This is a genomic window from Nocardia concava NBRC 100430 (assembly GCF_000308815.1).
GTDB lineage: Bacteria > Actinomycetota > Actinomycetes > Mycobacteriales > Mycobacteriaceae > Nocardia > Nocardia concava.
This window is the reverse complement of sequence record NZ_BAFX01000193.1, coordinates 1-23,993: the sequence shown is the minus strand read 5'-3', so window position 1 is coordinate 23,993 and position 23,993 is coordinate 1. Positions and strand designations below refer to the sequence as shown.

The 23,993-nt window shown below is 69.2% G+C and carries 22 protein-coding genes; 13 read left to right on the top strand and 9 right to left on the bottom strand.

Translation table 11 applies throughout. The features are described 5' to 3' along the window. Window positions 1–269 precede the first annotated feature (269 nt). The 3 genes from ON43_RS37715 (at window position 270) to ON43_RS37705 (ending at window position 5,008) form a co-directional block, all read left to right on the top strand. On the top strand, window positions 270–1,697 hold the full coding sequence (locus tag ON43_RS37715; protein WP_083914128.1) for an ammonium transporter: 1,428 nt from the start codon (window positions 270–272) through the stop codon (window positions 1,695–1,697). Next, complete coding sequence (locus tag ON43_RS37710; protein WP_040815478.1) at window positions 1,697–2,065, top strand: P-II family nitrogen regulator; 369 nt, start codon at window positions 1,697–1,699, stop codon at window positions 2,063–2,065. The genes ON43_RS37715 and ON43_RS37710 overlap by 1 nt, the downstream gene beginning before the upstream one ends. A 117-nt stretch (window positions 2,066–2,182) precedes the next feature. After that, entirely contained in the window at window positions 2,183–5,008 is a 2,826-nt protein-coding gene (locus tag ON43_RS37705) for a hypothetical protein (protein ID WP_157514348.1), read from the top strand. Between the two features lie 12 nt (window positions 5,009–5,020). Here ON43_RS37705 and ON43_RS37700 read toward each other — a convergent pair whose 3' ends face one another. The 3 genes from ON43_RS37700 to ON43_RS37690 form a co-directional block, all read right to left on the bottom strand. Further along, entirely contained in the window at window positions 5,021–5,614 is a 594-nt protein-coding gene (locus ON43_RS37700; RefSeq protein ID WP_040815476.1) for a hydrolase, read from the bottom strand. 34 nt (window positions 5,615–5,648) lie between these two features. Beyond that, the gene (locus ON43_RS37695) at window positions 5,649–6,035 is read right to left on the bottom strand and encodes a MarR family transcriptional regulator (RefSeq protein WP_051179838.1); all 387 of its coding nucleotides are present in this window, start codon (window positions 6,033–6,035) and stop codon (window positions 5,649–5,651) included. Between the two features lie 138 nt (window positions 6,036–6,173). Continuing rightward, window positions 6,174–7,121 (bottom strand): pyridoxamine 5'-phosphate oxidase family protein, encoded by a 948-nt coding sequence (locus tag ON43_RS37690; RefSeq protein ID WP_040815475.1) that lies wholly within the window; start codon window positions 7,119–7,121, stop codon window positions 6,174–6,176. Between the two features lie 151 nt (window positions 7,122–7,272). Between ON43_RS37690 and ON43_RS37685 the strand changes: the two genes are divergently transcribed. The 6 genes from ON43_RS37685 to ON43_RS37660 all read left to right on the top strand — a co-directional run bounded on the left by ON43_RS37685 (window position 7,273) and on the right by ON43_RS37660 (window position 12,092). Continuing rightward, the gene (locus tag ON43_RS37685) at window positions 7,273–7,758 is read left to right on the top strand and encodes a methylated-DNA--[protein]-cysteine S-methyltransferase (protein ID WP_040815474.1); all 486 of its coding nucleotides are present in this window, start codon (window positions 7,273–7,275) and stop codon (window positions 7,756–7,758) included. After that, a complete protein-coding gene (locus tag ON43_RS37680) occupies window positions 7,758–8,483 on the top strand; it encodes a 2OG-Fe(II) oxygenase (protein WP_040815496.1) in 726 nt (241 codons plus the stop codon). Before ON43_RS37685 ends, ON43_RS37680 begins: the two co-directional genes overlap by 1 nt. A gap of 9 nt (window positions 8,484–8,492) precedes the next feature. After that, window positions 8,493–8,750, top strand: coding sequence for an Ada metal-binding domain-containing protein (locus ON43_RS37675; protein WP_040815473.1), 258 nt, complete (start codon window positions 8,493–8,495; stop codon window positions 8,748–8,750). 94 nt (window positions 8,751–8,844) lie between these two features. Continuing rightward, window positions 8,845–9,501: a TetR/AcrR family transcriptional regulator gene (locus tag ON43_RS37670; protein ID WP_040815495.1), complete on the top strand. Its 657-nt coding sequence runs from the start codon at window positions 8,845–8,847 to the stop codon at window positions 9,499–9,501. Window positions 9,502–9,672: 171 nt separating this feature from the next. Beyond that, complete coding sequence (locus ON43_RS37665; RefSeq protein WP_040815472.1) at window positions 9,673–10,725, top strand: esterase/lipase family protein; 1,053 nt, start codon at window positions 9,673–9,675, stop codon at window positions 10,723–10,725. A gap of 41 nt (window positions 10,726–10,766) precedes the next feature. Further along, window positions 10,767–12,092 (top strand): lipase family protein, encoded by a 1,326-nt coding sequence (locus ON43_RS37660; protein WP_083914124.1) that lies wholly within the window; start codon window positions 10,767–10,769, stop codon window positions 12,090–12,092. Here ON43_RS37660 and ON43_RS37655 read toward each other — a convergent pair. Beyond that, complete coding sequence (locus tag ON43_RS37655; protein ID WP_245568947.1) at window positions 12,023–13,330, bottom strand: PucR family transcriptional regulator; 1,308 nt, start codon at window positions 13,328–13,330, stop codon at window positions 12,023–12,025. The genes ON43_RS37660 and ON43_RS37655 overlap by 70 nt on opposite strands. 153 nt (window positions 13,331–13,483) lie before the next feature. Further along, window positions 13,484–14,644 (bottom strand): epoxide hydrolase family protein, encoded by a 1,161-nt coding sequence (locus ON43_RS37650; protein ID WP_040815471.1) that lies wholly within the window; start codon window positions 14,642–14,644, stop codon window positions 13,484–13,486. 104 nt (window positions 14,645–14,748) lie between these two features. Here ON43_RS37650 and ON43_RS37645 point away from each other — a divergent pair, with 104 nt between their 5' ends. Then, entirely contained in the window at window positions 14,749–17,736 is a 2,988-nt protein-coding gene (locus tag ON43_RS37645) for a helix-turn-helix transcriptional regulator (protein WP_157514347.1), read from the top strand. A 3-nt stretch (window positions 17,737–17,739) separates the two neighbouring features. Here ON43_RS37645 and ON43_RS37640 read toward each other — a convergent pair whose 3' ends face one another. Next, the gene (locus tag ON43_RS37640; protein WP_040815469.1) at window positions 17,740–18,690 is read right to left on the bottom strand and encodes a sigma-70 family RNA polymerase sigma factor; all 951 of its coding nucleotides are present in this window, start codon (window positions 18,688–18,690) and stop codon (window positions 17,740–17,742) included. A gap of 120 nt (window positions 18,691–18,810) precedes the next feature. Between ON43_RS37640 and ON43_RS37635 the strand changes: the two genes are divergently transcribed. Both ON43_RS37635 and ON43_RS37630 read left to right on the top strand, forming a co-directional pair. Then, on the top strand, window positions 18,811–19,212 hold the full coding sequence (locus tag ON43_RS37635) for an SgcJ/EcaC family oxidoreductase (protein WP_040815468.1): 402 nt from the start codon (window positions 18,811–18,813) through the stop codon (window positions 19,210–19,212). A 16-nt stretch (window positions 19,213–19,228) separates the two neighbouring features. Beyond that, window positions 19,229–19,972: an SDR family NAD(P)-dependent oxidoreductase gene (locus tag ON43_RS37630; protein ID WP_040815467.1), complete on the top strand. Its 744-nt coding sequence runs from the start codon at window positions 19,229–19,231 to the stop codon at window positions 19,970–19,972. A gap of 73 nt (window positions 19,973–20,045) precedes the next feature. Here ON43_RS37630 and ON43_RS37625 read toward each other — a convergent pair whose 3' ends face one another. The 3 genes from ON43_RS37625 to ON43_RS43125 all read right to left on the bottom strand — a co-directional run bounded on the left by ON43_RS37625 (window position 20,046) and on the right by ON43_RS43125 (window position 22,755). Further along, window positions 20,046–20,561, bottom strand: coding sequence for a L,D-transpeptidase (locus tag ON43_RS37625; RefSeq protein ID WP_167333494.1), 516 nt, complete (start codon window positions 20,559–20,561; stop codon window positions 20,046–20,048). Window positions 20,562–20,794: 233 nt separating this feature from the next. Further along, the gene (locus ON43_RS37620; RefSeq protein WP_245568944.1) at window positions 20,795–21,988 is read right to left on the bottom strand and encodes an MCE family protein; all 1,194 of its coding nucleotides are present in this window, start codon (window positions 21,986–21,988) and stop codon (window positions 20,795–20,797) included. A gap of 83 nt (window positions 21,989–22,071) precedes the next feature. Beyond that, window positions 22,072–22,755, bottom strand: a complete 684-nt coding sequence (locus ON43_RS43125; protein WP_157514346.1) for a hypothetical protein — start codon at window positions 22,753–22,755, stop codon at window positions 22,072–22,074. 100 nt (window positions 22,756–22,855) lie between these two features. On the opposite strand from ON43_RS43125, the gene ON43_RS37610 reads away from it, so the two are divergent. Next, a partial coding sequence (locus tag ON43_RS37610; RefSeq protein WP_040815465.1) for an acyl-CoA dehydrogenase family protein occupies window positions 22,856–23,993 on the top strand: 1,138 nt, incomplete at its 3' end.

Genomic DNA, 23,993 nt, shown 5'->3' with positions numbered 1-23,993 from the left:
CCCCGTAGCCAGATCGTACGGGAGTGATCGCACCCTGTCACTCGAGTTCCAACCGGTTGGAATTTATTGGGGAACCGTTCATTTCGAATGCACGTGCATTCGAGTGCGAGACCGCGAAATCCAGATTTAACCGCGCGTAATCGCCGGGAAACGTTATGGCACAACACTTGGTTCACCCGATGTGACGCTAGACACCTTATGCCACAACGTAATTTAGTGCTGGAGCGGGTCTGGTGCCTGCCCGCCCCGCGGTGAGGTAGCGCTGAAAAATGGTCCCGTATCCCGACTGGCTGAACCCCGGCGATAATGCCTGGCAGTTGGTAGCCGCGACTCTCGTCGGCCTGATGAGCATACCCGGTATCGCGATCTTGTATGGCGGTCTGGTGCAACGCAAATGGGCCGTCAATACCATGCTCATGGCATTCACCGGATTCTCGCTGGTCCTGGTGGTGTGGGTGCTGTGGGGCTTCAAGATGGGGTTCGGCGAGCCCATCAAACTCGGCCCAGGAATTCTGCGGGCCGCAATAGGCAAACCGCACACCGTACTAGGATCGAATAATCAAGAGCAAGCGGTTATTCCGCTGCTCGACGGGCTCATGCCGAACTTCCGGTTCTCCGAGACCACGCTGGTGTACTTCCAGTTCGTGTTCGCGGCGATCACGCCATTGCTGTTCCTGGGCAGCGTGATCGGGCGGATCAATTTCAAGGTGTGGCTGATCTTCGTGCCGCTGTGGTCGACGCTGGCCTACTCGGTCAACGCCTTCCTGATCTGGGGCGGCGGCTGGTGGTCGCAGATGGGCGCGCTCGACTATTCCGGCGGGTACGTCATCCACTTGGCCGCGGGGACCACGGGTTTCGTGGCGGCGGCGGTCATCGGGCCGCGGCTGGCGCGGGACCGCGAACGCGCGGTGCCCAACAACCTGCCCATGGCCGCGGCCGGGGCGGGCATCCTGTGGCTGGGCTGGAACGGCTTCAACGGCGGTGACCCGTACTTCTCCGGATCGGATGCCTCACTCGCGGTGATCAATACCAACCTGGCGACCGCGTGCGCGGTGCTGACCTGGGTGATCTGGGATATGTTGGCGGGCCCGTCGCGGCGGCCCAACTTCCTGGGCGCGGTCAACGGCATGATCGCCGGCCTGGTCGCCATCACCCCGGCGGCCGGTTTCGTGAACAGCTTCGGCGCCATGGTGATCGGCCTGATCGCCTCGACGCTGGTGTGGCTGTCGTGGAACAAGCTGGGGCGCACCCGGTTGTTCCGCAAGGTCGACGACACCCTCGGCGTGGTCCACACCCACGGCGTGGCCGGTCTGGCGGGCGGCCTGCTGGTCGGCGTGCTCGCGGACCCGAACATCAAGGTGTACCTGGGCACCGGTGGCGCACCCGACGCCACCTACGGCGGCTGGCTCTACGGGCACCATCCGAAACTGCTGCTGTGGCAGGCGGGTGCGGCGGCCACGGTCATCGTCTGGGATGCGTTGGTGACCTTCGTGATCCTCAAGGTGCTCAGTCTGTTCATGAGCCTGCGGATGCCCGATGAAGTGCTCGAGACCGGCGATATCGGAGCCCACGAGGAAGAGGCGTACCCGGACGACACGCTCGTGCACGCGCAATCCCCGGCGCTGCGAAAGCCGCCGCCGCGACCGCAAGCGCCGGTGGAACAGGATGGAGCGGAGATTCCGGCCAAGGAATCCTGATGTCGGCGCCGCTGCACCTGGGCGGCATGATCGGTGACCACACCATGGACCCGGGCGGCGGCGCGGACGCGAAGCTGTTGACGCTGGTGGTGCCGCCCGGCCTGTTCGATCAGATCAAACAGGCCCTGGCCGCCTTCGGGGTGCGGCGCATGGTGGTCACCCAGGTCTACCGGGTGGACGACCGCGACAATCGCGTCGAGAGCTATCGCGGGCAGCGGTTCGAGACCGATGTCAGTTCCGGGCTGCGGGTCGAATTGCTGGTCCGGACCGAGGATGTCACCGATCTGGTCCGGATGATCGGGCGGATCGGGACCAACCACCAGTCGTCCAACATCCAGATCTGGATGACCGACGCCCGGCGGTTGTGAACGCCGCGAACCCGATCGCGCTTTGCGAAAACGATTGCCGAGCTCCCGCCCCGATCGTATGGTCGGGGCGGGAGTCGTGCCGTGATCGCGCGGCAATTCACCGGTGGGAGTTCGAGTTTGGCAGTGCGGTTGGCCTTCGGCGTGGTCGCGGACCGGGATCGGCGGGCCTGGCTGATCGAGACGGGCGAGGAGGTCGGCCACGACGGGCCCGAGGGCGCGGCCGTCGTGCTGGGTGCGCGCGACAGCGATCCGGCGCGGGTGGCCATCGCCTGCGCGGATCTGGCCGGGCTGGTGGAGGTCGGCGGCACGGTGATCGCCGGGGCCGGAATCGATCTCGGCGAGGGCTTCGTCTCGGCGCGGCTGGCCGGGGCCACCGGTGATCGGCGCGACGCCGTCATCGCCGCGCTGCGGGTGCTCAAGCTGGGCGGCGCGTGGCGGCTGGGGGAGCGCACGGCCACGCTGGTGGCGCTGTTCGGGGTGGCCGCCACCAAACCGGTCGGGGCGGCGGCGGAGCAGGCGATCGGTGAGGGGCGATGGGCCGCGGTCATCCTGGCGTCGGCGGCCGCGGATGTGCTCGGGCCCGAACAGCTGGTGCGGGTGCTCGCGCTGCGGACGCCCGACGGGGTCGATCCGATGCCCGAGGGCGTGCCGTCGGTGCTGGCCGCGAATCTGCGCCGGGTGCTCGAACAGTATTCGGGCCCACGGCGTCTGGAGCTGGTGCTCGATCTGTGGGAGCACGTCTGCGCCGGGCAGCTGGCCGGGCTCGCGCGGGCGCGACTGGCCGCCTCGCACGATCTGACCGTGCTGGAGCCGCTGCGCGAGCGCTACCGGCAGTTCGCCGAGGCCCAGGCCATCGAGCTGGTGGAGAACCACGATTACCGGCCCTTCACGGTGTTGCACGGCATTCAGTTCCGGCCCACCTGGCGGCATTTCTGGAAGCACTGCGTCGAACGGCTGATCCAGGACGCGCTGGCGGCGACGGCGCTGCTGCGGGCGGCGGTGGCGGTGCACGAGCTCGGCGCGGACGTCGGAATCGCGCGGGTGCGCGGCGAGATCGAGGCCGTCTCGGCGCTTTTCACCCGCAGCGAGATCAACAAGGCCCGGCGTCCGGTCGGGGAGCTGACCACGCTGCCCGCCCGGCCCATCGGCCATCTCCGTGAGATCGATACCGCGCTGCGGCAGCAGCAGCTGCGGGGCGCGGCGTTCGAACGATTCCTGCGCACCCGGCTGCGCACCGCGCTGGCCTACGCGACCATCGTGCGGGACGAGGTCGTGGACCTGTTCCGGAACGCCCTGCCCGTGGAATCGCTGCCCGAGACCTGGGATTCCGGCTCGTTGCGGGCGTGGCGCGCGGTGGCGGGATACCCCGCGCAGCATCCGCCGCAGCACTGGCACTGTGAACCGTTGGTGCGCAAGCACGATCAGCCCAGCCTCGCCGATCGGCTCGCCGAGGACGCGTCGGCCGTCGACCGGGGCTGCGATCTGCTCTGGCTGGCGGACCTGGCCGACGCCATGGCCCGGGCGCTCGGGCATGCGGGCGCTGTTTCCGTGCCCTCCTACCGCGTGCCGGTGTTCGATACGAATCCGCCCGCGCCGCAGCCGGATCCGCTCACTCCGCGTGCGGAGTCGATCCCGCTCGCGGTGGCCGGGGCCGCGCAGCTGCTGGCGCTCGGGGCGGCCGCGCCCGACCGGTGCCGGGATTGGGTATCGCTGTGCGAGGGGCTGATGCGCAGCGGAGCCGTCGCGCAGGCGCTGACCAGTGAATTCGACATCGCCGAGGCGGTATTGGCGCACGACGGCGCGGTGCTGCCCGGGACCGGCCTGCGCATCCAGTTCGCGCGGACGGCGGGCCGCCTCGCGGAATGGTCGGATTACATGGGCAATTGCATTGCCGGACCGTGGTATCAGCGTGAGGCCGTGCGGGGCCGCAGCATTCTGCTCGCGCTGCGCGACGAGCGGGACGTGATCGTCGTCAATGCCGAACTGCGCCGTGGCCGCGGGTGGCTCGTCAACGAGATCGCGGGTCGCTTCAATCGGGACCCGGATCCCGCTGTGCACCAGGCGCTCCGGGAATGGGCGGCGACCTTGCCGGTGGCGGAGCCGCAAGCCGAACCCGCCGATCCGGTGGACGCGATACCGCCCGTACGCGTCCGGCGGGCCGCGCCCAACCCGCTGCGTGAGGTCGCGCCGCTGCTGCGTGACGCGGCCGGCAAGGCGATGATCGAGTCCGAACCCGGCCTGCGCGTCCTCACCGCCCTGGCGGGCGACCGCGATGGCGATCCGAAATCCCTGACCGCCCTGCGCCGTTCACCCGCCGACCGGCTGGGCCGGATCTGCGCCAACGCCCTCGCCGCCGAGCCGTCCACCCTGCCGCGCCTATGGACGGCCTCGGGCACCCGGCCCCTGGCGGCCGCGCTCGAGGCCCTCGACCCGGCGCTGCTCTCGCGCTACCCCCGACTGACCGCGCTGCGCGCCGACGCTCCCATCCCGTCGAAAACCCTGCGCGCCATGGTGAAAGACCCCGATATCGCCATCGCCCGCACCATGGACCTGGTCGGTCTGCGACTGCGCGCCGCCCTCGGCCGCCTGGCTCGCGCCGACGATCCGGCCCTGGCGCACGCGCTGACCCGGAACCCCCTCGCGGACATGTTGTGCCCGCTCATCATTTCGACCACCCTCGCACCGGATCTCCGCATCCCGCTCACCGCGATCAGCGAACCCCGTGCTGTCACCGTCCCCGGCTACCCGGTGACCTCCCTGTCCGACCCGACCGGCCCTTGGCAAACCGCTCGGGTGGCAGCGCGGGAACTCGGCGTCGACGAATTCGGTTCGGACAGTGAGGCTTTCTGGACCCGGATCGCCGATCACGGTCTGCGCATCCCCGCCTCCTGGCTGGGCCCCGGCGGCTGGCCCGCCCTCTGGTCCCGCGCCCACTCCCACTGACCAGGCGGTCGGTCAGGCCTGGGTCGGGAGTTCGGCCAGGGCGCTGAGGACTTCGTCGGTGGTCGCCGTGACGCCGAGGCGCGGGAAGATCTTCCGCATCGAATGATCGTGGGAATCGGTCTCCCGGTCGGCGGTCGCGTCGGCGGCGATCACGACGTGATAGCCGTGTTCATGGGCCGCCCGCGCGGTCGATTCCACGCCGATGCTGGTGGCGATGCCGCCGAGCACAATGGTGCTCACCCCGCGGCGGCGCAGCTGCACATCGAGTTCGGTGCCGTGGAAAGCGCCCCAGTGCCGCTTGGTGATGCGAATATCACCCGGCTGCACATCGAGCTCGTCCACCAGCACATCCCAGCCCTGCGGCGGCGTGTAATTCCCCCCGCCCGCCTGCATGGTGCGCCCCGGCGGCATATCACCGCCGTCGTCGGCCCAGGACACCCGCACCAGCACCACCGGCAGCCCCTGATCCCGAAATGCCTTGGCCAACTGCGCTCCCCGCGCCACCACATCCTCGACCGCATGCGGCTGGGTGGGCGCGGCGGTGATCCCACGCTGCAGATCGATCAACACCAGCGCGGACTTCGGATCCAACAGCTTCGACGTCAACAGCCAATCCTTCTCTAGAAGTTCGTGATTCCGTTCAGTCCTCGACCAGCCGGGCCAGCAGTGGAATCGCCGCGATCAGCGAATCCTGCTCGGCGGCCGAAAGTTTCGTGAGTATCGCGGTGGTCAGCCAGTCCTCCTTGGCGTCGTGCGCCAACCGCAGCAACCGCCGCCCCTCCTCGCTCAACGACATCAACACCTGCCGCTGATCGGTCGGATGCGCCCCGCGAGCAACCAGCCCCCGCTCCTCCAGGGCCGCCAAGGTGGTCCGCATCGACTGCGGCCGCACCTTCTCGGCCCGTGCCAGATCCGCCACCGACATCGCGCCCTCCGACCCCAGCCGGCTCAAGACCACCGCCTGCGACGGCGTCATCTCGATCCCGGCCCGAGCGGCCCGCAAATGCCGCAACAACCGGCTGGCCACGACTCGAAGCTCAGCCGCTGCCGCGGCGACTTCAGCCTCGGACCTGCCCGGACTCTGCGCTCTCACCGCACCAGAATTCCACAACAACAGCAAAACTTGCAAGTTTCCCTGTCAAATTATGACCAGGGCGACAGGGGTTCAGGCGAGTGCGTCGAGCAAACCGTCCTGGGCTGCCTGTCGCAGCCCACGGCGAGCCAGAAAGCCGTTGGCGAGCAGTAGCAGTGTCTTGTTCGGCGGCGCGACGAAACCCGAGGCGGTGTGCGGTGCGTAGGTCGCCTGCCCGTCTGCGACATCCAGCCAGCCGGTGTGTTGGCGGGTTTCGAGGCCGATCAGCTTGGGGCGGTAGTCGTGGGAGAGGATTCCGGCGCGGCGGCCGCCGGGTGGCAGGTCGGCGCGGACGGAGATACGGAGGCCGTCGGGGTCGGCGGTCGGTGAGGTGAAGGGGAGGATCGCCGGGTAGCCGTCGGACTGGCGGTAGGCGATCAGGTGGTGGGGGAGCTTTGCGGCTCGGTGCGCGGCCTCGGGGGTGTCGACGCGCGGGGCGGTGCCTTTGGCCGGGGGCTTTTGTGGCGCAGGGGGATTCGCGGGCATCGGTTCGCCGAATACCTCGGGTTCACCGGCTGCCAGGAGATCGGGCCAGACGATGATTCGGCGGACCTCGACGGTGACCAGCACGCGGTCGGCGTAGTAGGCGCTGAGCCAGCGGTCCCAGAAGGGGCCTCGGCGGGGTGGACCCAGGTAGGGGGTTGCCTGTTCGCCGATCGTGTCGAGGGCCGCACGGTCCGGGTGCGGGTCGAAGGTTGCCAGGCCCTGGACCAGGACGAAGCGTTGGTTGGCCGGGTCGGCCAGGCCGTGGGTGCGGGCGTGATAGGCCAGAGCGACGCGCGGATCCTTCTTGATCCGCAAGAGCTTTCGGCCGAATCCGAGCGATGTCGTCACGCCCACCGTGCCGCGCTCGCGGTCCCGCAGGCCGATCGGCGCGACCGCCGACACGACCGCGCCGCCCGCATCGGTATTGCATGCCAGCGCGCAGGTCAGGTCGCCACCGAGAACGTCGTCCACTTCGTCCGGCCAGGTCACCACCATGCCGCTGAGTCTAGGAACCGGTCGCGGATTCCGCCGGGGTTCGGGGTGTCCGAATGCCGCCAAATGCCATGGCGGATTTCCGCCGGTTATCGGGTCTCGGCTCGGCCAGAGTGGGTGGAGGAAAGCGAACGGATCGAGCAAGGAGGAAGCGATGACCGTGTACACGACGATGGCGAGCCCCGTTGGGGAACTGCTGCTCGTGGGGGAGATTCGGGACGGGGCGGTGATGTTGACCGCCGTGTCGATGGCCGGGAACAAGAGCGTTCTGGTGCGGCCGGAGTGGACCGCCGACGGCGACGCGTTCGCGGCGATCATTCCCCAGTTGTCCGCCTACTTCGCGGGGGAGCGGACCGGGTTCGATATCCCGGTCGGCGAAAGCGGGACCGAATTCCAGCGGCGAGTGTGGCGGGCGCTGGAGGAGATTCCCTACGGGAGCACGACCACCTACGGCGAGATCGCCCGGCGGATCGGAGCGCCGAAAGCGGCGGTGCGGGCGGTTGGCTCGGCCATCGGGGCCAATCCGTTGCTGATCGTGCGGCCGTGCCATCGGGTGATCGGGGCGGACGGGTCGCTCACCGGATATGCCGGGGGAGTGGAGCGGAAGCAGCGGCTGCTCGAGCTGGAGCGGGTCGCATGATGCGGGGGACCACGCTGGAGTCGGCGTGGGCCGGGAGGGTCGCCCAGCAGGATTGGGCGGCCCTGGCCGGGGAACTCGATGCGCACGGGCACGCGCTCATGGGGCCGTTGCTCACCGATGAGGAATGCGGCACGCTCGCAGCGCTTTACGACGATGGGTCCCGGTTCCGGTCGACGATCGATATGGCCCGGCACCGGTTCGGGGAAGGGGAGTATCGGTACTTCACGCACGATCTGCCCGAGGTCGTGGCCGGGCTTCGGGCGGCGTTGTATCCGAAACTCCTTCCCATCGCACGGGACTGGGCCGAGCGGTTGGGGCGGCCGGGCACCTGGCCGGAAGACCTCGAAGAGTGGATCGCGCAGTGTCATCGCGCGGGGCAGGTGAAGAGCTCGCAGATCCTGTTGCGGTACGGGCCGGGCGATTGGAACGCGCTGCATCGGGATCTGTTCGGGGACATGGTGTTTCCATTGCAGGTCGTGATCGGGCTGGACAAGCCCGGCGAGGATTACACCGGCGGTGAGTTTCTCATGGTCGAGCAGCGGCCGCGGGCGCAATCCCGGGGTGCGGCAATGACATTGCCGCAGGGACACGGCCTGATCTTCACCACCCGCGACCGGCCCGTGCGCGGTGCGCGCGGCTGGTCGGCCGCACCCATGCGGCACGGCGTGAGCCTCGTGCGCTCCGGGCGGCGGCGCACGCTCGGGCTCGTCTTCCATGACGCCTGAGGTCCGGCCATGGAATACACCCTGCTCGGCCCGGACGGCCGCCCGTACCGCAGCCGCACCCCGGGCACCCTCGGCGGCCATCGCCGTCTGCGGATCTACGGCCGCCTCGACTGCCCGGCCGCCCTGCGCGCCCTCGCCCGCGGCGGCTACGCCCCGCAGCGAGTCTTCTTCGCCGACGAGCACACCGCCATCGCGGCCGGATACCGCCCGTGCGCGGTGTGCTCCCGGGCCGCCTACCGGGCCTGGCAGGCCCACCGTTCCAATTGATGCAGACCAGTCGGTAGCTAGGATTGCCGGACGAACCGGCCCGGTATCGGCCGGACCGTTAGTGGCCGGTGACGTGGAAACCTATCCTGGGGGCGTGAGTGTGGAAACTGTCGATGAGCCGGGTCCGTTGCCGCGTGGCCGGCACGGGCTGACTCGCGAACAGGTCGAGGCCTCGCAGTACCGGCGGCTGTGCACCGCGGTACTGGAGGCGGTGGGGGAGCTGGGCTATGCGGCGACCACGGTCGCCGATATCGTGACCCGCGCCCAGGTGGCGCGCCGGACCTTCTACGCGGTCTTCGGCGGCAAGGACGAATGTTTTGCCGCCGCATACGATCTGGCGGTCGGCGCGGCCCTGGAGCAGCTGCGCGAGACGGTCACCGGGCTCGAAGGCGTGAATTTCGCGGAGCGGGTGCGGATCTCGTTCGAGATCTACCTCAATGTCCTGGCCCTGCAACCGGGCGCGGCGCGGGCGCTGTACATCGAAACCCTGGCCGCCGGACCTGGATTGATCGAACACCGGCTGCGCGTGCACGAGCGCTTCGCCGACTACATCATGGCGGTGGTGCGCGTCGGCGTCCGCGACGGCGACCTGAAAGCCGAACCCGACCGGCAGCTCATCGACATGCTGCTCGGCGGTATCGACGACCGAGTGCGCGCGTGCCTGCACCAGAAGGGCGCGCAGGCCCTGCCGGAGCTGGCACCGCTGTTCACCCGCACCGCCATCGCCATCTCGACCACGCCCGCGCCCTGAGATCGCCCCGCGCCCGAAGCGGCTGTTGGTCACCACAATCGCGTAGATCACACGACCGCGAGCACTGTCATCTGACACAGCGCCGGTGACACGGGCCACATCCGACTCCTACGGTCGCAATCGGATTCGACGCATTCGGTCGAATCCGCTCTAGGCAGTAGGGGAGATTTCATGAGGCCGACCATCCGCACCCTCGGCGCGACCGTGTTCGCCGGCGCCACCGCCCTCGCGGTCGCCTGCGCGACCGGCGTGGCGAGCTCCGAACCCGGCGGCACCGGAAGCAGTTCCGGCTCGGCGATCGTCAGCACCGCCTCGGACACGGTCGGCGTCGGCCCCGAAATGTCGGCCTTTCTCGCGGCCTTCGCGTTCGGCCTGGCGAATCCGGATGCCGCCCCGCCGGGATCCAACGACTGGAACTGCAAGCCCAGCGCCGAGCATCCGCGTCCGGTGGTGCTCGTGCACGGCACCTGGCTCAACACCTACGACAGCTTCTCGTTCCTGTCCCCGCAGGTCGCGCGCGCCGGATTCTGCGTCTTCGCCTTCAACTTCGGCCGCGAAACCCCGCTGGGCGGTGGTGGGTTCGGTGCGATCCTGCCCGGCCGCTTCGGCGTCGGTCCGATGGAGGATTCCGCGAAGCAGCTCGGACAGTTCGTCGATCGGGTGCTGGCGGCCACCGGCGCGCCCGCCGTCGACGTGCTCGCGCACTCCCAGGGCGGGCCGGTCACCAGCCAGTACATGAAATTCGAAGGCGGACAGGGGAAGGTGCGCAAGGTCATCACCTTCGGCGCGACCACGCACGGCACGTCGCTGCTGGGCTTCGCGAGCCTGGGCCGGTTCATCACCAATCTCGGCCTCGACATTCTCGGCTTTTATCAGCCGCTCATCGGCCAGTCCAATACCCAGCAGGTCGTCGGCTCCCCGTTCTACGCCAAGTTGAACGCCGACGGCGACACCGTCCCCGGTGTCGACTACACCGCCATCGGCACCACCCACGACGAGATCTCCAACCCCTACGACTGGACCTTCCTCACCCCGGGCCCCGACGCCACCGTGGAAAACATCACGCTGCAACAGGGTTGCGCCGAGGACGTGTCAGACCACCTGACCATCATGTACTCGCCCCGCGCGGCCTCCATCGCCCTGCACGCCCTGGACCCCGCCGCCCACCCGAACCTGGTCTGCACCTTCAACCCTTGGGTCATCGGCGGCAGCGGCCACATCTGATCGCCCCCCGCACTCCCCATTCGTTCTCGGAAAGGATCCCCATGACGATCGGCGACGCGGTCGAATTCGACAGCCTCGAGGCGGAATTCGAGCCACCCCGTGCGCGTCCGCTGCTGCCCGGCCTGGACCCGTTCTACCGGTCGCCGATCGATCCGGGATCTGTTGCGCCGGGGACGATTCTGCGATCGCGGCGGGTGCGCGTGGGCTTGTTCGGCAGCATTCCACAGCGCGTGCACGCGTGGCAATTGCTGTACCGCAGCACCGATCTCGAGGGCAGACCCGAGGCGGTGGTGACGACGGTCCTGCTGCCCTGGGATGCCGAACCATCGGAGAACCGGCCGCTGATCTCCTTCCAGTGCGCCATCGACGCGGTCGCCGAGAAATGCTTCCCTTCTTACGCTTTGCAGCACCGCGCCCGCGCCCTGGGTGCGATCCCGCAGGTGGAGTTCCCGCTCATCGCCACCGCCCTGGCGCGCGGCTGGGCGGTCTCGATACCCGATCACGGCGGCCCTAACGGCCATTTCGGCGCGGCCCGCGAACCCGGCCTGCGCGCCCTCGACGGCCTGCGCGCCGCCCTGCGCTTCGAGCCCCTGGGCCTGCACCCGCGCACGCGAATCGGCCTGTGGGGCTACTCCGGTGGCGGCCTGGCCACCGCCTGGGCGGCCGAGCTGGCCGCGAGCTACGCCCCCGAACTCGATATCGCCGGCGCGGTCGCGGGCTCACCGGTGGGTGATCCGGCCAATGCCTTCGTCCGCCTGAACGGCTCGCCCTTCGCGGGTTTCGCCATGGTCTTCACCGCCGGGCTGCGCCGCGCCTATCCGCGCCTGGACGACACCGTCCGCGAGATCGTCTCCGCCGAGTACCTCGAATTCCTCGACCGCGCAAAGGACATCGCGACCTTCCCGCTGCTGGCCCGCTACGCCGGGCGGAATGCCAACCAGCACATCAAGGGTGGCCTCGGTGCCCTGCTGACCCGTCCCGTGATGCGCGCCGTGTTGGAGGACATCCGCCCCGGCGCCCAGGCCCCCGCCATGCCGCTGCTGGTCGTGCAGGGCGTCAACGACGAGGTGATCGCGGTCGCCGACGTCGATGCCCACGTGCAGCGCTACCGTGACCGCGGCGCGCACGTCCACTATCTGCGCGACCGGCTCAGCACCCATCTTCCCTTGCAGTTCATCGCGATTCCGGCCATGGTCGACTGGCTGGCCGACCGGCTCGCCGACCGCCCGCTGCCCCCGTCGGAGAACCGCACGGTGTGGTCGGTGGCCGCCGCCCCGCGCGCGCTCGCCGAGCACGCTCACCTCATCGCGCTGCTGGCGACCATGTGCTCGGGCCGCCCGATCCGCACCCGCTCGGCCTTCCGATAACTCCGCGCCACCAGCGCCGACCGCAGATACCACAACCCGGACGGCTGCGCCGGATCGAATCCGGTCAGCTGTCCGATCCGTTTGAGCCGATTGTCGACGGTATTGGTGTGCACCCCGAGCAAGCGCGCCGTATGCCGTCGGCTCAGATCGTTGCCGATGTGGCGGCGCAGCGTCTCCAGCAGTTCGGGGTACTCGTCCAGCGGATCCAGCAGTGTCCCAAGGTATTCGCGTCCCGGCCCCGGCCGGGTGAGCTGATACTCCATGGCCAGCTCGTCGAACCGGTGCAGCCCCGGCGCGCACTCCAGCCGGTGCACCATGTCCAGCAGCTCGTGCGCCTGATCCGCCGCGTCCGGAATGCGCTGCGTCTCCGCGTGAATCACCGTGGCGGTGATCGAAACCTGTGCTGCCGTGGACAATCCGGCCACCAGCTCGTCCAGCTGGGCGACGGTGGTCGCGCCGGCAGGCAGTAGGACGGTCCCGCCGTCCGCGCTGAGCAGCGACAGCGCCCGGCCCTCGCACCGGCTCGCCAGCTCGGACTGGATGCGCCGCAGCTTGCGCCGCGCCACCACCTCCCCGTCCACCCGTGGATCGGATTCCCCCGGATGCGCCGGAATGCTCAGCGCCAGAATGTAATACGACTCGTCGATCTCGATTCCGCCGGCGCGCGCCATGGTCGAGGTCGGATGCCCGGCCAGCAGCGCCGACGCCACCGTGTGCACCGCGGTGTGATGCTCGGCCACCACGGCCCGGTGCTCGCGCACGTACGCCACCGCGAATGCCGAATCCACCATGGCCAGCACCTCGAACAACCGCCGCGCGGTCACCGCCAGCCGCGCGTAATCCTCGGGCCCGGTCGCGTCCACGATAAGGTCGAACCCCAGCGCGAAACCGTCGTGCACGGCCCGGTGAATGGTCCCGATGGGAATGCCCTCCCGCGCCCAATCCGCGCCCGCGCGTTGCAGCCGTTCGATTTTGGCGCTCACATCGCGGCCCTCCAGAACCCCGGCCGCGAGCTCCAGACAGGTGCGGGTGACGGTGGTGACCTCGCCGCGCAGCGCGTCGCCGGGCAGCGTGCCGCAGCGGGCCACATGCTCGGCGAAGTGCGCCACCAGCGTGGCGGACAGGCTCCGCGCATCCCGCAGGGGGAAGGAGATCGGTGCGGCCGCTTCGGTTTCGGCGGATCCGGACGCCGCGAGCGGATGCCGTGTTCTGCCCACGGTGCTCATTGCCTTCGCCATGCCGATTCCTCCGCAAACCTCTGGGAACGCCAGCGTTCCTACTGGCCCGTAACTGTAGCCTGGGTCACCTTGCGCGGCAATATGCTTGACCGGAAACGGCGAAAACCGCACTGCGCCTTGGGGACAGCAGTGCGGTCTTCGGAAGGGCGTCGATCAGCGGGTCAGGCCGGAAAAGAACTCCCGGATATCACCCACCAGCAGCTCGGGAACCTCGAGCGCCGGGAAGTGCCCGCCGGAGTAGAACTCCGACCAGTGCACGATATTGTGCGCCTTCTCCGCGAACCGCCGGATGGCGAAATCCGCGGTGGTGAACACCGCGACACCGGTGGGCACCGTGCCCTGCGGCTTGGGCGCGAACATCGTGTAGTCGTGGAACCGCTCGTAGTAGTAATTCGCCACACTGCGCGCGGTATCGGTCAGCCAGTAGATGGCCACGGTGGTCAGGATCTTGTCCCGATCGATGGCCTGCTCGGGCAGCTCATGGCTGGCGTCGGTCCACTCCTTGTACTTCTCCACGATCCAACCCAGCTGCCCCGCGGGCGAATCCGCCAGCAGCTGCGCCAGCGTATTCGGCCGCGACCCGGCCAGATTCATGTAGGCCGACCCGTCGTCCTGCCACTGCTTCATGGCCGCCATCCGCTGCCGCTCGGCCTCGGTGAGCGCCGCCATATCGGCGGGATCCCCGGTGGGGAAGGTGACCAGGGCATTGGCGTGCACGCCGATCACGTGCTCGCCGTGCTCGCGGGCCAGGCGCGGGCCCACGAACGCGCCGTGGTCACCGCCCTGCACGCCGTAGCGCTCGTAGCCCAGCCGCGACATGAGCTCGGCCAGCGCGGTGGCGACTTTGCCGTCGTTCCAGCCGGTTTCGGTGAGCGGGCCGGAGAACCCGTGACCGGGCAGGGTGGGGATGACCAGGTGGAACGCGGGGGCTTCCGGTTCGCCGTGCGCGGCCGGATCGGTCAGCGGGCCGATCAGGTCCAGGAAATCGGCCGGGGTGCCGGGCCAGCCGTGGACCAGCAGGAGCGGGGTGGCGTCCGCGCGCGTGGACCGGATGTGCAGGAAATGCACGTTCTGGCCGTCGATGGTGGTGGTGAACTGCGGGTACTCGTTCAGCTTCGCCTCGATGGCGCGCCAATCGAACTTCTCGGCCCAGTAGGTGGCGAGCTCGCGCAGGTAAGAGGTGGGCACCCCGCGCTCCCAGCCGGATCCCGGTACCTCGTCGATCCAGCGGGTGCGGGTCAGGCGCTGGCGGAGATCGTCCAGGTCGGCCTGCGGAATGTCGATGCGGAAGGGGCGGATGTCGTTGCTGCTCATGACATTGAGTTTTCCGATAAAGAGGGGGTGGCCACATCACGACAATTCACTATTTAGCGGACAAGCTGGGCGCTTTACACCTGTCACGGCATGATCGTGGGGTGGTGAGTTACCCCGGAAGTAGCGCCCTGGTCGGTCGGGCGGCGGAAGTGTCGGCGCTCGTGGCGGCGGCAGCCGATCCGGGCACGCACGCGGTGCTGATCGCCGGGGAGGCCGGGATAGGCAAATCACGGCTGGTGGCCGAGTTCACCGAGCGACTCGACCCCGAGACGCTGGTGCTGATCGGCCGCTGCCCCGAACTCGGCACCGGCGGGGTGGCCTTCGCGCCCTTCCTCGGGGTGCTGCGCGGACTGGTCCGGCAGCTCGGCGTCGAGGCGGTGGCCGAACTGCTGCCGCCGCGACCGGCGCTGGCGAACTGGCTGCCGCAGCTGGCCGTTCACACCGGTGGCGCGGCGGCCGAGGCCGACCGCATCCGGTTGTTCGGCGAAATCCTCACGGTGCTGGAGCAATTGGCGCTGAACCGGCCCGTGGCGGTGATCCTCGAGGACCTGCACTGGGCCGATGACGCCAGCCGGGACCTGCTCACCTTCCTGGCCGCCAACCTCACCGACGCCGACACCCTGCTGGTCGGCACCTACCGGCCCGGTGAGGCCGGACCGCTGCGCGGCCTGGTCGCCGAGCTGCGCCGCAATCCGGGCGTTCGAGTCCTGGATCTGCATCCGCTGACCCGCCACGAGGTCGGCCGTCAGCTCGCCGCCCTGCTCGGCCGCGAACCCGGACCACGGCTCATCACCACGGTTTTCGATCGCAGCGGCGGCAATCCGCTGTTCGTCGAGGCGCTCGGCCAGACACCCGACGAGGTGCCCGCGGACCTGACCGATCTGCTGCTCGGCTTCCAGGCCGGCCTCTCCCCGGACGCGCACACCACCGTCCGCCTCGCCGCGGTGATCGGCTCCCCGGTCCGCCACGACCTGCTCGCCGCCGCCATCGACCTGCCCCCCGGTGAACTCCACAGCGCCCTACGCGAATTGGTCGATCGCCACCTGCTCCTGCCCACCGACACCGGCTACGAATTCCGCCACGGCCTCATCCGCCAGGCCATCCACGACGACCTGCTCCCCGTCGAGCGCACCCGCCTGCACGCCCGCCTGGCCGACGTCCTGTGCACCGAAACCCTGCTTCCCACAGCCGATCTCCTTGCCGAACTCGCCCACCACGCCCAGGCCGCCGGCGATCTGCCCCAAGCCCTCATCGCCACGTGGTCCGCCGCCGCGGCCGCACCGGCCGTCCACCCCGAGCGTCTGCGCCTGCTGGAGCAGATCCTCTCCCTCTGGGATCGCGTCCCGAACCCCGAATTACTGGTTCGCACAACGAAACTCGATGTCCTCGAGCAGATCGTCGAGGTGGCCGTCGCAATCGGGGCCACCGTGCGCGGCATAGCCGCCGCGGACGCCGCCCTCGCCATCCTCGATCCGGATGGCGGCGCTTCGAACCGAGCGGGCGAGACCCTCGCCGAATCTCCCACGGCGGGGCACGAACCGGGTGCGGCCGGGTTCGGGTCCGAGCGGCTGGCACGGCTCTATCGGTGGCGGGCCTATCTGCGCGGGACCACCGGGGCGGGGCCGGGGGAGGACCTGGCGCGGGCCTTGGCATTGTTGCCCGAGGAATCCGCGGGCGCCGAAAGAGCCGAGGCGCTGGTGCAGTCGGCATCGGCTCGGATCTTCCGGGGAGACGCGGTCGGCTCGGCGGCGGACGCGCGGGCGGCGCTGGCGATCGCGCAGCGACTCGGGGCCGACGCACTGGTCGCGCGAGCCCACGCCCATCTCGGACTGGCCGGTGCGGCTGCGGCGGAGGTGGCGGCGGCCGGGCCGTCGGCCTGGGATGGGACCGAGGCGACGCGACCGAGCGGAACCGATTGGGCGCTGGCGCATTTCGCGCAGGCCCATCGGGCGGCCGCGGCGGCCGGGGATGCTCGGATCGTGGTCGACGTGGCGACCTGGGAGTCGGCTCTGCTGGTGGGGGCGGGGCGATACGAGGCAGCGATCGCGGCGGTGCGGCAGGGGTTGCGGGCCGCGCACGAGTCGTTCCGGTTCACCGAGTCCGCGCCGATTCTGTTCGTCAAATGGGCCCAGGCGCTGGCGGCGCTGGGGCGCTGGGACGAGGCCAGGACGGTGGTCGACGAGACCCAGCTCGAGGAACTGCCGCCCTTGAGCCGGGCCGCCATGCGGTTGTGTTTCGCGCGAATCTCCCTGGCGGAGGGCGATTCCGACGTGGCACAGGAGGCAGCGGATGAAGTGGGTCGGCTGCTGGGGGACAGTCCCTGGGCCGCGCAGTATCGGCTCGAACTGGTCGCGCTGAACTGCGCGCTGGCACTGCGTGCGGCCGAGGAGGCGCGCGCGGCCGCGGCGCTCTCCGACCTGCTGGGCGATGCGGTCGGCGCGGCGAGCCTGTATGCGCACCCGCACGAGGCGTGGCCGCTGGTGGTGCTGGCGGCCCGAATCGCCGGTGCCCCGGCGGAATTGCTCGCCATGGGTGATTCGCTGCCCACGGCCTCCCCGGTCGATGCCGCCCAGCGTGCCGTCTTCACCGCGCACCTGGCCGGCTCAGCGGCCCGCTGGGCGGAAGCGGTTACCGCCTGGCGGGCGGTCGAACGGCCCTACGATGTCGCCACCTCATTGCTTGCGCTGGCGGAATCCGCTGCGGCCGAGGGGAATCGGGTCGAGTCCGGCGCGGCCTTGCGCGAGTCCGTCGACATCGCCACCCGGCTCGGAGCCGTGCCGCTGCGCGACGCCGCGCAGGCCGTCTCGGAACGGGCGCGCATCTCCATTGACGGGTCGACGACGCAACTCGCGAAGCCCCAGGGCGGCAGCGCTTCCGGGCGCTTCGGACTCACCCCGCGCGAACTGGACGTGCTGCGGCTGGTCGCCAAGGGCCTCAGCAATCGGGGCCTGGCCGCAGAGCTGTTCATCAGCGCGAACACCGCGGGCGTCCACGTCTCGCGGATCCTCACCAAACTGGGTGTGGCCAGCCGCACCGAGGCCGCCGCCTTCGCCCACGAGCACGGCCTGCTGGCCTCGGGTGAAAACGACTGAGCCTCAGGACAATCGCCGCGGCAGGTCGAAGACCCGGAACACCTCCTCGACCGCGTAGGCGATCATGTGCGTGATGAGCCCATCGCGAATGGTGAAGACCTGCAAGGTGTGCAGCACATACGCACCCTCACCGTCGCGGACGTACGCCGCCAAGGCGGGCTGCCCGTTCGCACCGACGGGCACCAATCGCCAATCCGTGCCCCGGGTGTCGAAGACGCGCCCCATGAATCCGGTGTAGCCCGTGCGCCCGAAGTACCAATTGAGCATGGGCGGCATTTCCATGATCACGTCGTCGGCGAGCAGCTTCTCCAGCGCCGCCAGATCCGCATTGCGGAAGGCGGTGGCGTAACTGTCCACCACGGCCCGCTGTTCGGCGCTCTCGGTCACCTCGTCCTCGCGAATACCGCTCTGGCTCAGCGTTTTCCGGGCCCGCTGCAACGCGCTGTTGACCGCCGCCGGGGTCATGTCCAAGGCCTCGGCCACCTGGGCGGCGGGCCAGTCGAGCACCTCGCGCAGCACCAGCACGGCCCGCTGCCTGGCGGGCAGCTGCTGCATGGCCGCGACCAGCGCCAGCCGCAGACTGCCCTGCGCCACCGCGGCTTCGGACGGATCGCCGAGCAGGGAATCCGGAATCGGTTGCAGCCAAGGGATTTCCCCGCCGTGCATGAGCGCCTCGCGCGGATCGTCACCGGGTGCGTTGCCGAGCCCGGACGGCATCGGCCGCCGCCCGCGCTGCTCGAGCGCGGTCAGGCAGACATTGGTGGCGATCCGGTACAGCCAAGTCCGCATTCCGGCCCGGCTCTCGTCGTAGTTGTCGCGCGCCCGCCAAGCCCGCAACAGCGTCTCCTGCACCAGATCCTCGGCGTCCTGCACCGACCCGAGCATGCGATAGCAATGTGCGAGCAACTCCCGTCGGTACCGGTCGGTGCTCGCCGCGAAGTCCACGTCCACCATGTGCTCAGCTCCTCGAAACAGGCCCTGCCGAACTTTCTACACCGCGACCGATGAATCCCGCAGGGCCCGCCGGTAGGTACTCGTGAGCCGCTCACCGCGGCCACGATCCGAGGAGGAACAATGTCCGACACCACCGTGCAGACCGCCGACCGCGAGGCCGTTCTCGACGTGCTCAGCGGCGTCTACACCGCCTGGGCCGCCAATGACGCCGACGCCTTCGTCGCCGACTACGACCCGGATTCGACCTCGGTCCTGCCCGGCGTCTACAGCAATGGCCGCGAGGCCGTCCGCGCCCGCATGGCCGCCGGTTTCGAAGGCACGCTGCGTGGTTCGCGCGTGCTCACCGACCCCGAGCTGGTCCGGTTCCCGGTCCCCGACGCCGCGGTCGTGATCAGCCGCGACGCCATCCTCATGGCGGGAGAGACCGAAGCCCCCGCCGACCGCTGGGTCCGCAATACCTGGACGGTCATCCGCCGGGACGGCCGCTGGCTCCTGACCGCCTTCCACTCCTCGCCCGCCTGATCCATAGGGTGGGGAGATGGTGCTGAGTAGAGGCGTGTTGGTGACCGGGGCGTCGCGGGGGATCGGGAGGGCGATCGCCAAGGCGTTCGCCGCACAGGGCGATCGGGTGGCGGTGCACTATTCGTCCCGAAAGTCCGAGGCGGAGCAAACGTTGAGCGAGCTGTTCGGGGACGGGCATGTGCTGATCGGCGGCGATGTGTCCGACGCCGATCAGGCCACCCGGATCGTCGAGGAGGCGATCACGCAGCTGGGCACGGTGCACGTCCTGGTCAACAACGCGGCGATCAACCTGCCGCACCCGCTGCCGACGACGGATTACCCGGAATGGCAACGGGTTTGGCGGCAGACCGTGGACGTGAACCTGCTCGGGACCGCCAACGTCTCCTATGGCGTGGCCCGCCACATGATCGACAACGAGGTGCCCGGCCGCATCGTGAACATCGGTTCGCGCGGGGCGTTTCGCGGCGAGCCCGATCACCCGGCCTACGGCGCGACCAAGGCGGCGGTACAGGCGCTAGGGCAGTCCCTGGCACTCTCCTTGGCCCCCTACGGAATTGGCGTGGCCTCCGTCGCGCCCGGTTTCGTCGCCACCGAACGAGTGGCCGAGCGGGTCACCGATGCCGTGCGCGCCCAGAGCCCGTTCGGCCGCGTGGCCGAACCCGCCGAGATCGCCGCCGCCGTCACCTACCTCGCCTCCCCGGAAGCACTCTGGAGCTCGGGCACGGTGCTCGACGTCAACGGCGCGTCGTACATCCACTGACGGCCACATCCGGAAAGAACGAGCCCCCTCGGTGATCCGAGGGGGCTCGACCATTTCTCGCGGCGGAATCCGCCTACGGCACGACCTCGACCATGTCACCCGGGTTGAGGTAGTTGAAGAACTCGCGGGCCCCGTCCGGCGTCATCCGGATGCAGCCGTGCGACTTCTTGTCCACCGGTCCGATGTGGAAAGCGATGTCCCCGTTGAAGAACACCGCGTACTCCATCGGCGCGTTGTGCATGGTGCTCCAGTGGAACGGCTTCTTGAACGACACGTGGAACACGCCCGGCGGGGTCTCGTAGCCGGGCATGCCGTGCGAGATGGGGGTCGGGCCGAAAATAACCTTGCCGTTGTCCATCAGCCACGCCTCGTTGGTGCCGAGCTTGAGGCAGGCGCGGGCGCCCGCCGTCGCACACGGCGCGTTGACATCGCTGGGGGCGATGCCGGGGACGATCGCGGGGACACCGGGCACGTCCGGGCCCCCGGGCCACAATGGTTCGGCTTGCGCGGGCACCGCCGCGATTCCAGCGACCGCGACTCCGGCGAACACCGCCGACCGCGTCGCCAAGCCGAGGGAACTTCTGCTCATCATCGAGTCTCGACCCTCTCCTACCTTGGCCCGCCACCCTGTTCAATGCCGCCTGTCAGGGCGAAGGACATCTCTCCGTTGGAACGAGCATGGGACCACTGGGTACCGAGATCATTCTGACTGGTGCGAACCGTGATTCGCGGGATAAACCGCGACAGGCGCGCCGACACGCCCGCCGGGACGCGCGGGCGGGCCGGTCTCACCGCGCGCTCGGGTGTGGCGAAACAGGTGTGTCACCGCACCGGCGGCAGGGTCCGCTCGTTGGGATCGACGCCGGTCGGCATGTGCGCGCCATTGTTCGGCACATCCGGTCGGGGGGCGTTGGCGGAACCGCGAATCTGCTGCGCGGCCTGCGGATCATTGCAGTAGTTCCAGCGTCCGAAGGTGCCGTCGGTCACCACGAACGGCGCCAGCGCCGGCACCGAGTACTGGCACCACGGCCGCGGCCAGGAGTCGACCACCGTATAGAACTCCCCATGGTGCGCGGGCACACCCATCGCCGAGGTGCCGACCACCAGCGACGGAAACAGCGCGCGGATCGCCGGAAGCCGCAGCAGCGCCGCCCGCACGATGGCCGACATGGTGGTGGCCAGGCTCTGGATCGGATCCATGTTCTTGTCGAGAATGTCATTGGCGAGGCCCAGCTGCCCGGGCGCGTTGTCGAGCAGCCGCCGCAATTCCCCGTCCGCCACCCGCGCCTGCTCGACCAGCAACTGCGAATTGCGGGTCAGCGTGCCCAGATCCGGCTGCGCGTGCGAGGTGGTGCCCGCGATGACGCGCAGATTCTCGATGAGGCTCACCGTCTGCGGCAGCCGGTTGTCCAGCCCGGTGGTGGCCAGGCTCAGCCCGTCGATGAGGCCGCGCAACTGCTCGGGACCGCCGCTGAGCGCGGTGTTCAGATTGTCGAGAATGACCGCGTATTTGTCCGGATCGATCTGTGCGATCAGCTCATTGCTGTCGGCCAGGGTCTCCCAGATCGGGGTCGGCGTGCTGGTCTGCTTCGGATCGAACGGAATCACCTGCCCGTCGCGCAGATAGGGCGGCCGGTCGGTGCGCGGCCGGAAGTCGATGTACTGCTCACCCGCCCCGGACAGCGCCCCGACATGGATCTCGGTATCGGCCGGAATGCGGTACCGGTCATCGATTTCCGCGGTCGCCGCGATCGCGCCCCCGCCGTCGATGATGTCGACCGCTCGGACCGATCCCACCCGGTACCCACGCCAGGTCACGTCGTTACCGGCCTGCAAACCGCCCGACCGATCCAACTGCACGGTCACCGCATAGGTGCTCCCGGGCCGCTTCACCCGTGCGATCTCGATCGCCAGATACCCGGCGCCGAGCAGAAGAAGCACTACCAGAGCAAGATTCCCGACCAAGATCTTGTGCCCGCGCAGCACGTTCAAGGAGCCGCCTCCACCGCTGATCACAGCCAATTGGGTTCGATGCACAGCAAACATCAGGCGAAACTGCGCGCAATCTAACCACAGGCCGGGCGGCGACCCGGGGCGGGCTAGCGCGGGGTGTCGTCCAGCAGGCCGAGTCGAGCTGCGCGGACACCGATCTGGAAGCGGCTCCGGACACCGAGCAACGTCATCAGCTCGGCGATGTGACGGCGGTAGGTGCGCAGCGACATGCCCAGCCGGCGGGCCGCGGCCTCGTCGATGAGACCTTGGTTGAGCGTGTGCAGCACGGCTCGGGCGGTGTCGTCGAGCTCGATGTGTTCGTCGTCGCCTCGCCCGCTCAGTCCGTGCCCGGATTGCCAACTCAGCACGGCGAATTGGTGCAAGGCGCGCAACAGGGCCGGTTCGCGGACCAGATAGGCGTAGGGCTGGTCGGCTCCCGCGCCGCTCCACAGCACCGCCACCCTGCGATCGATGATGAGCGCGTTGTGGAAGTCGTTGTCGGTCACCCGGATCTGCGCGCCCCGCGCGGAATGCCGGAGCAGCGGTCGGCGATCGCGGGTCTCCAGATAGTCGGGGGAGTACAGCAACCGCACCTGTTTGCCAGCGCTCAGCAGATCATCGACGACCACCTGCCCCAGCCTCAGATGATCCAGGGACGGTGCGGGATTGGAGACCGCGACCACGGCCTCCTGGCGCGCGTATCCCAGCAGCCGGTGGACATCCTGATCCCAATGCCCCTCCTGGCTGAACCGGACGATTCCGGTGGCCGGGCTGCCGGTGCGCTTGTTCATCACTCCCCCGATCGTGACGGCGGTCCGGGTGGATACGTCCGAGTTGGCAGCTTCCTGCCACCCGCACGAATGCGGGCTGTCCGCTTCGTACGTTTCGCCCATGCACATCAGTTGTAGCGAAGACCAGGACCGATTGCGCAAGCGACTGCGCGAATATTTCGCCGACCTCGTCACCCCGGATGTCCGGGCGGCGCTGCGGGCGGGTCCGGGTGGCGAGCACGGCGACGGGACCGTCTACAAGGAGATCGTCCGGCAGCTGGGCCGCGACGGCTGGCTGGTGCTGGGCTGGCCGAAAGAGCATGGCGGGCAGGGCCGTCCGATGCTCGATCAGCTGATCTTCCTCGACGAGGCCGCCGCGGCGGGCGTGCCGCTGCCGTATCTGACCGTCAACACCGTCGGGCCGACCATCATGCGCTACGGCACCGCGGAGCAGAAGGCGTACTTCCTGCCCCGCATCGCCCGCGGTGAATTGCACTTCTCCATCGGCTATTCCGAGCCCAGCGCGGGCACCGACCTCGCCTCCCTGCGCACCCGCGCGGTCCGCGACGGCGACGACTACGTGATCAACGGCGAGAAGATGTGGACCAGCCTCATCGAATACGCCGACTACATCTGGCTGGCCGCGCGCACCGACCCCACGGTCGGCAAGCATGCCGGATTGTCCATCCTCATCGTTCCCACCACGGCGCAGGGCTTTTCGTGGACCAAGGTGCACACCATGGCCGGGGTCGGCACCAGCGCCACCTACTACTCCGACGTCCGGGTGCCCGCCGCGAACCTGGTGCACGCCGAGAACCAGGGCTGGGCGCTGATCACCAACCAGCTCAATCTCGAACGCGTGGCACTGGCCTCGGCCGCGCCACTGCGGGAGTCGCTGCGGCAGGTGACCGCGTGGGCGCGCGAGACCGTGCTGCCCGACGGCTCCCGCGTCATGGACGCCGAATGGGTGCGCCTGCACCTGGCCACCGTGCACGCGCACGCCGAATACCTGAAGCTGCGCAACTGGCGCACCGCGTGGGCGGCCGATCGCGGCGAACTCGGTCCGGCGGAAGCTTCTGCCACCAAGGTGTTCGGCACCGAGTTCGCAATCGAGGGGTACCGGCTGCTCATGGAGGTGCTCGGCGCGGAGGCGGTGATCCGCGCGGATTCGCCGGGCGCGCTGCTGCTCGGGCGGCTGGAGCGGTTCCACCGCTCGGCGCTGATCCTGACTTTTGGCGGCGGCATCAACGAGGTGCAGC

Excerpts from the sequence above, each read along its gene's own strand:
- ON43_RS37665 (WP_040815472.1), top strand. The coding sequence starts at position 9,673 with ATGAGGCCGACCATCCGCACCCTCGGCGCGACCGTGTTCGCCGGCGCC.
- ON43_RS37630 (WP_040815467.1), top strand. The coding sequence starts at position 19,229 with ATGGTGCTGAGTAGAGGCGTGTTGGTGACCGGGGCGTCGCGGGGGATC.
- ON43_RS37650 (WP_040815471.1), bottom strand. The coding sequence starts at position 14,644 with ATGAGCAGCAACGACATCCGCCCCTTCCGCATCGACATTCCGCAGGCC.
- ON43_RS37680 (WP_040815496.1), top strand. The coding sequence starts at position 7,758 with ATGCGGGGGACCACGCTGGAGTCGGCGTGGGCCGGGAGGGTCGCCCAG.
- ON43_RS37690 (WP_040815475.1), bottom strand. The coding sequence starts at position 7,121 with ATGGTGGTGACCTGGCCGGACGAAGTGGACGACGTTCTCGGTGGCGAC.
- ON43_RS37640 (WP_040815469.1), bottom strand. The coding sequence starts at position 18,690 with ATGGTGGACGTGGACTTCGCGGCGAGCACCGACCGGTACCGACGGGAG.
- ON43_RS37685 (WP_040815474.1), top strand. The coding sequence starts at position 7,273 with ATGACCGTGTACACGACGATGGCGAGCCCCGTTGGGGAACTGCTGCTC.
- ON43_RS43125 (WP_157514346.1), bottom strand. The coding sequence starts at position 22,755 with ATGAACAAGCGCACCGGCAGCCCGGCCACCGGAATCGTCCGGTTCAGC.
- ON43_RS37625 (WP_167333494.1), bottom strand. The coding sequence starts at position 20,561 with ATGAGCAGAAGTTCCCTCGGCTTGGCGACGCGGTCGGCGGTGTTCGCC.
- ON43_RS37715 (WP_083914128.1), top strand. The coding sequence starts at position 270 with ATGGTCCCGTATCCCGACTGGCTGAACCCCGGCGATAATGCCTGGCAG.
- ON43_RS37675 (WP_040815473.1), top strand. The coding sequence starts at position 8,493 with ATGGAATACACCCTGCTCGGCCCGGACGGCCGCCCGTACCGCAGCCGC.
- ON43_RS37635 (WP_040815468.1), top strand. The coding sequence starts at position 18,811 with ATGTCCGACACCACCGTGCAGACCGCCGACCGCGAGGCCGTTCTCGAC.
- ON43_RS37660 (WP_083914124.1), top strand. The coding sequence starts at position 10,767 with ATGACGATCGGCGACGCGGTCGAATTCGACAGCCTCGAGGCGGAATTC.
- ON43_RS37655 (WP_245568947.1), bottom strand. The coding sequence starts at position 13,330 with ATGGCGAAGGCAATGAGCACCGTGGGCAGAACACGGCATCCGCTCGCG.
- ON43_RS37710 (WP_040815478.1), top strand. The coding sequence starts at position 1,697 with ATGTCGGCGCCGCTGCACCTGGGCGGCATGATCGGTGACCACACCATG.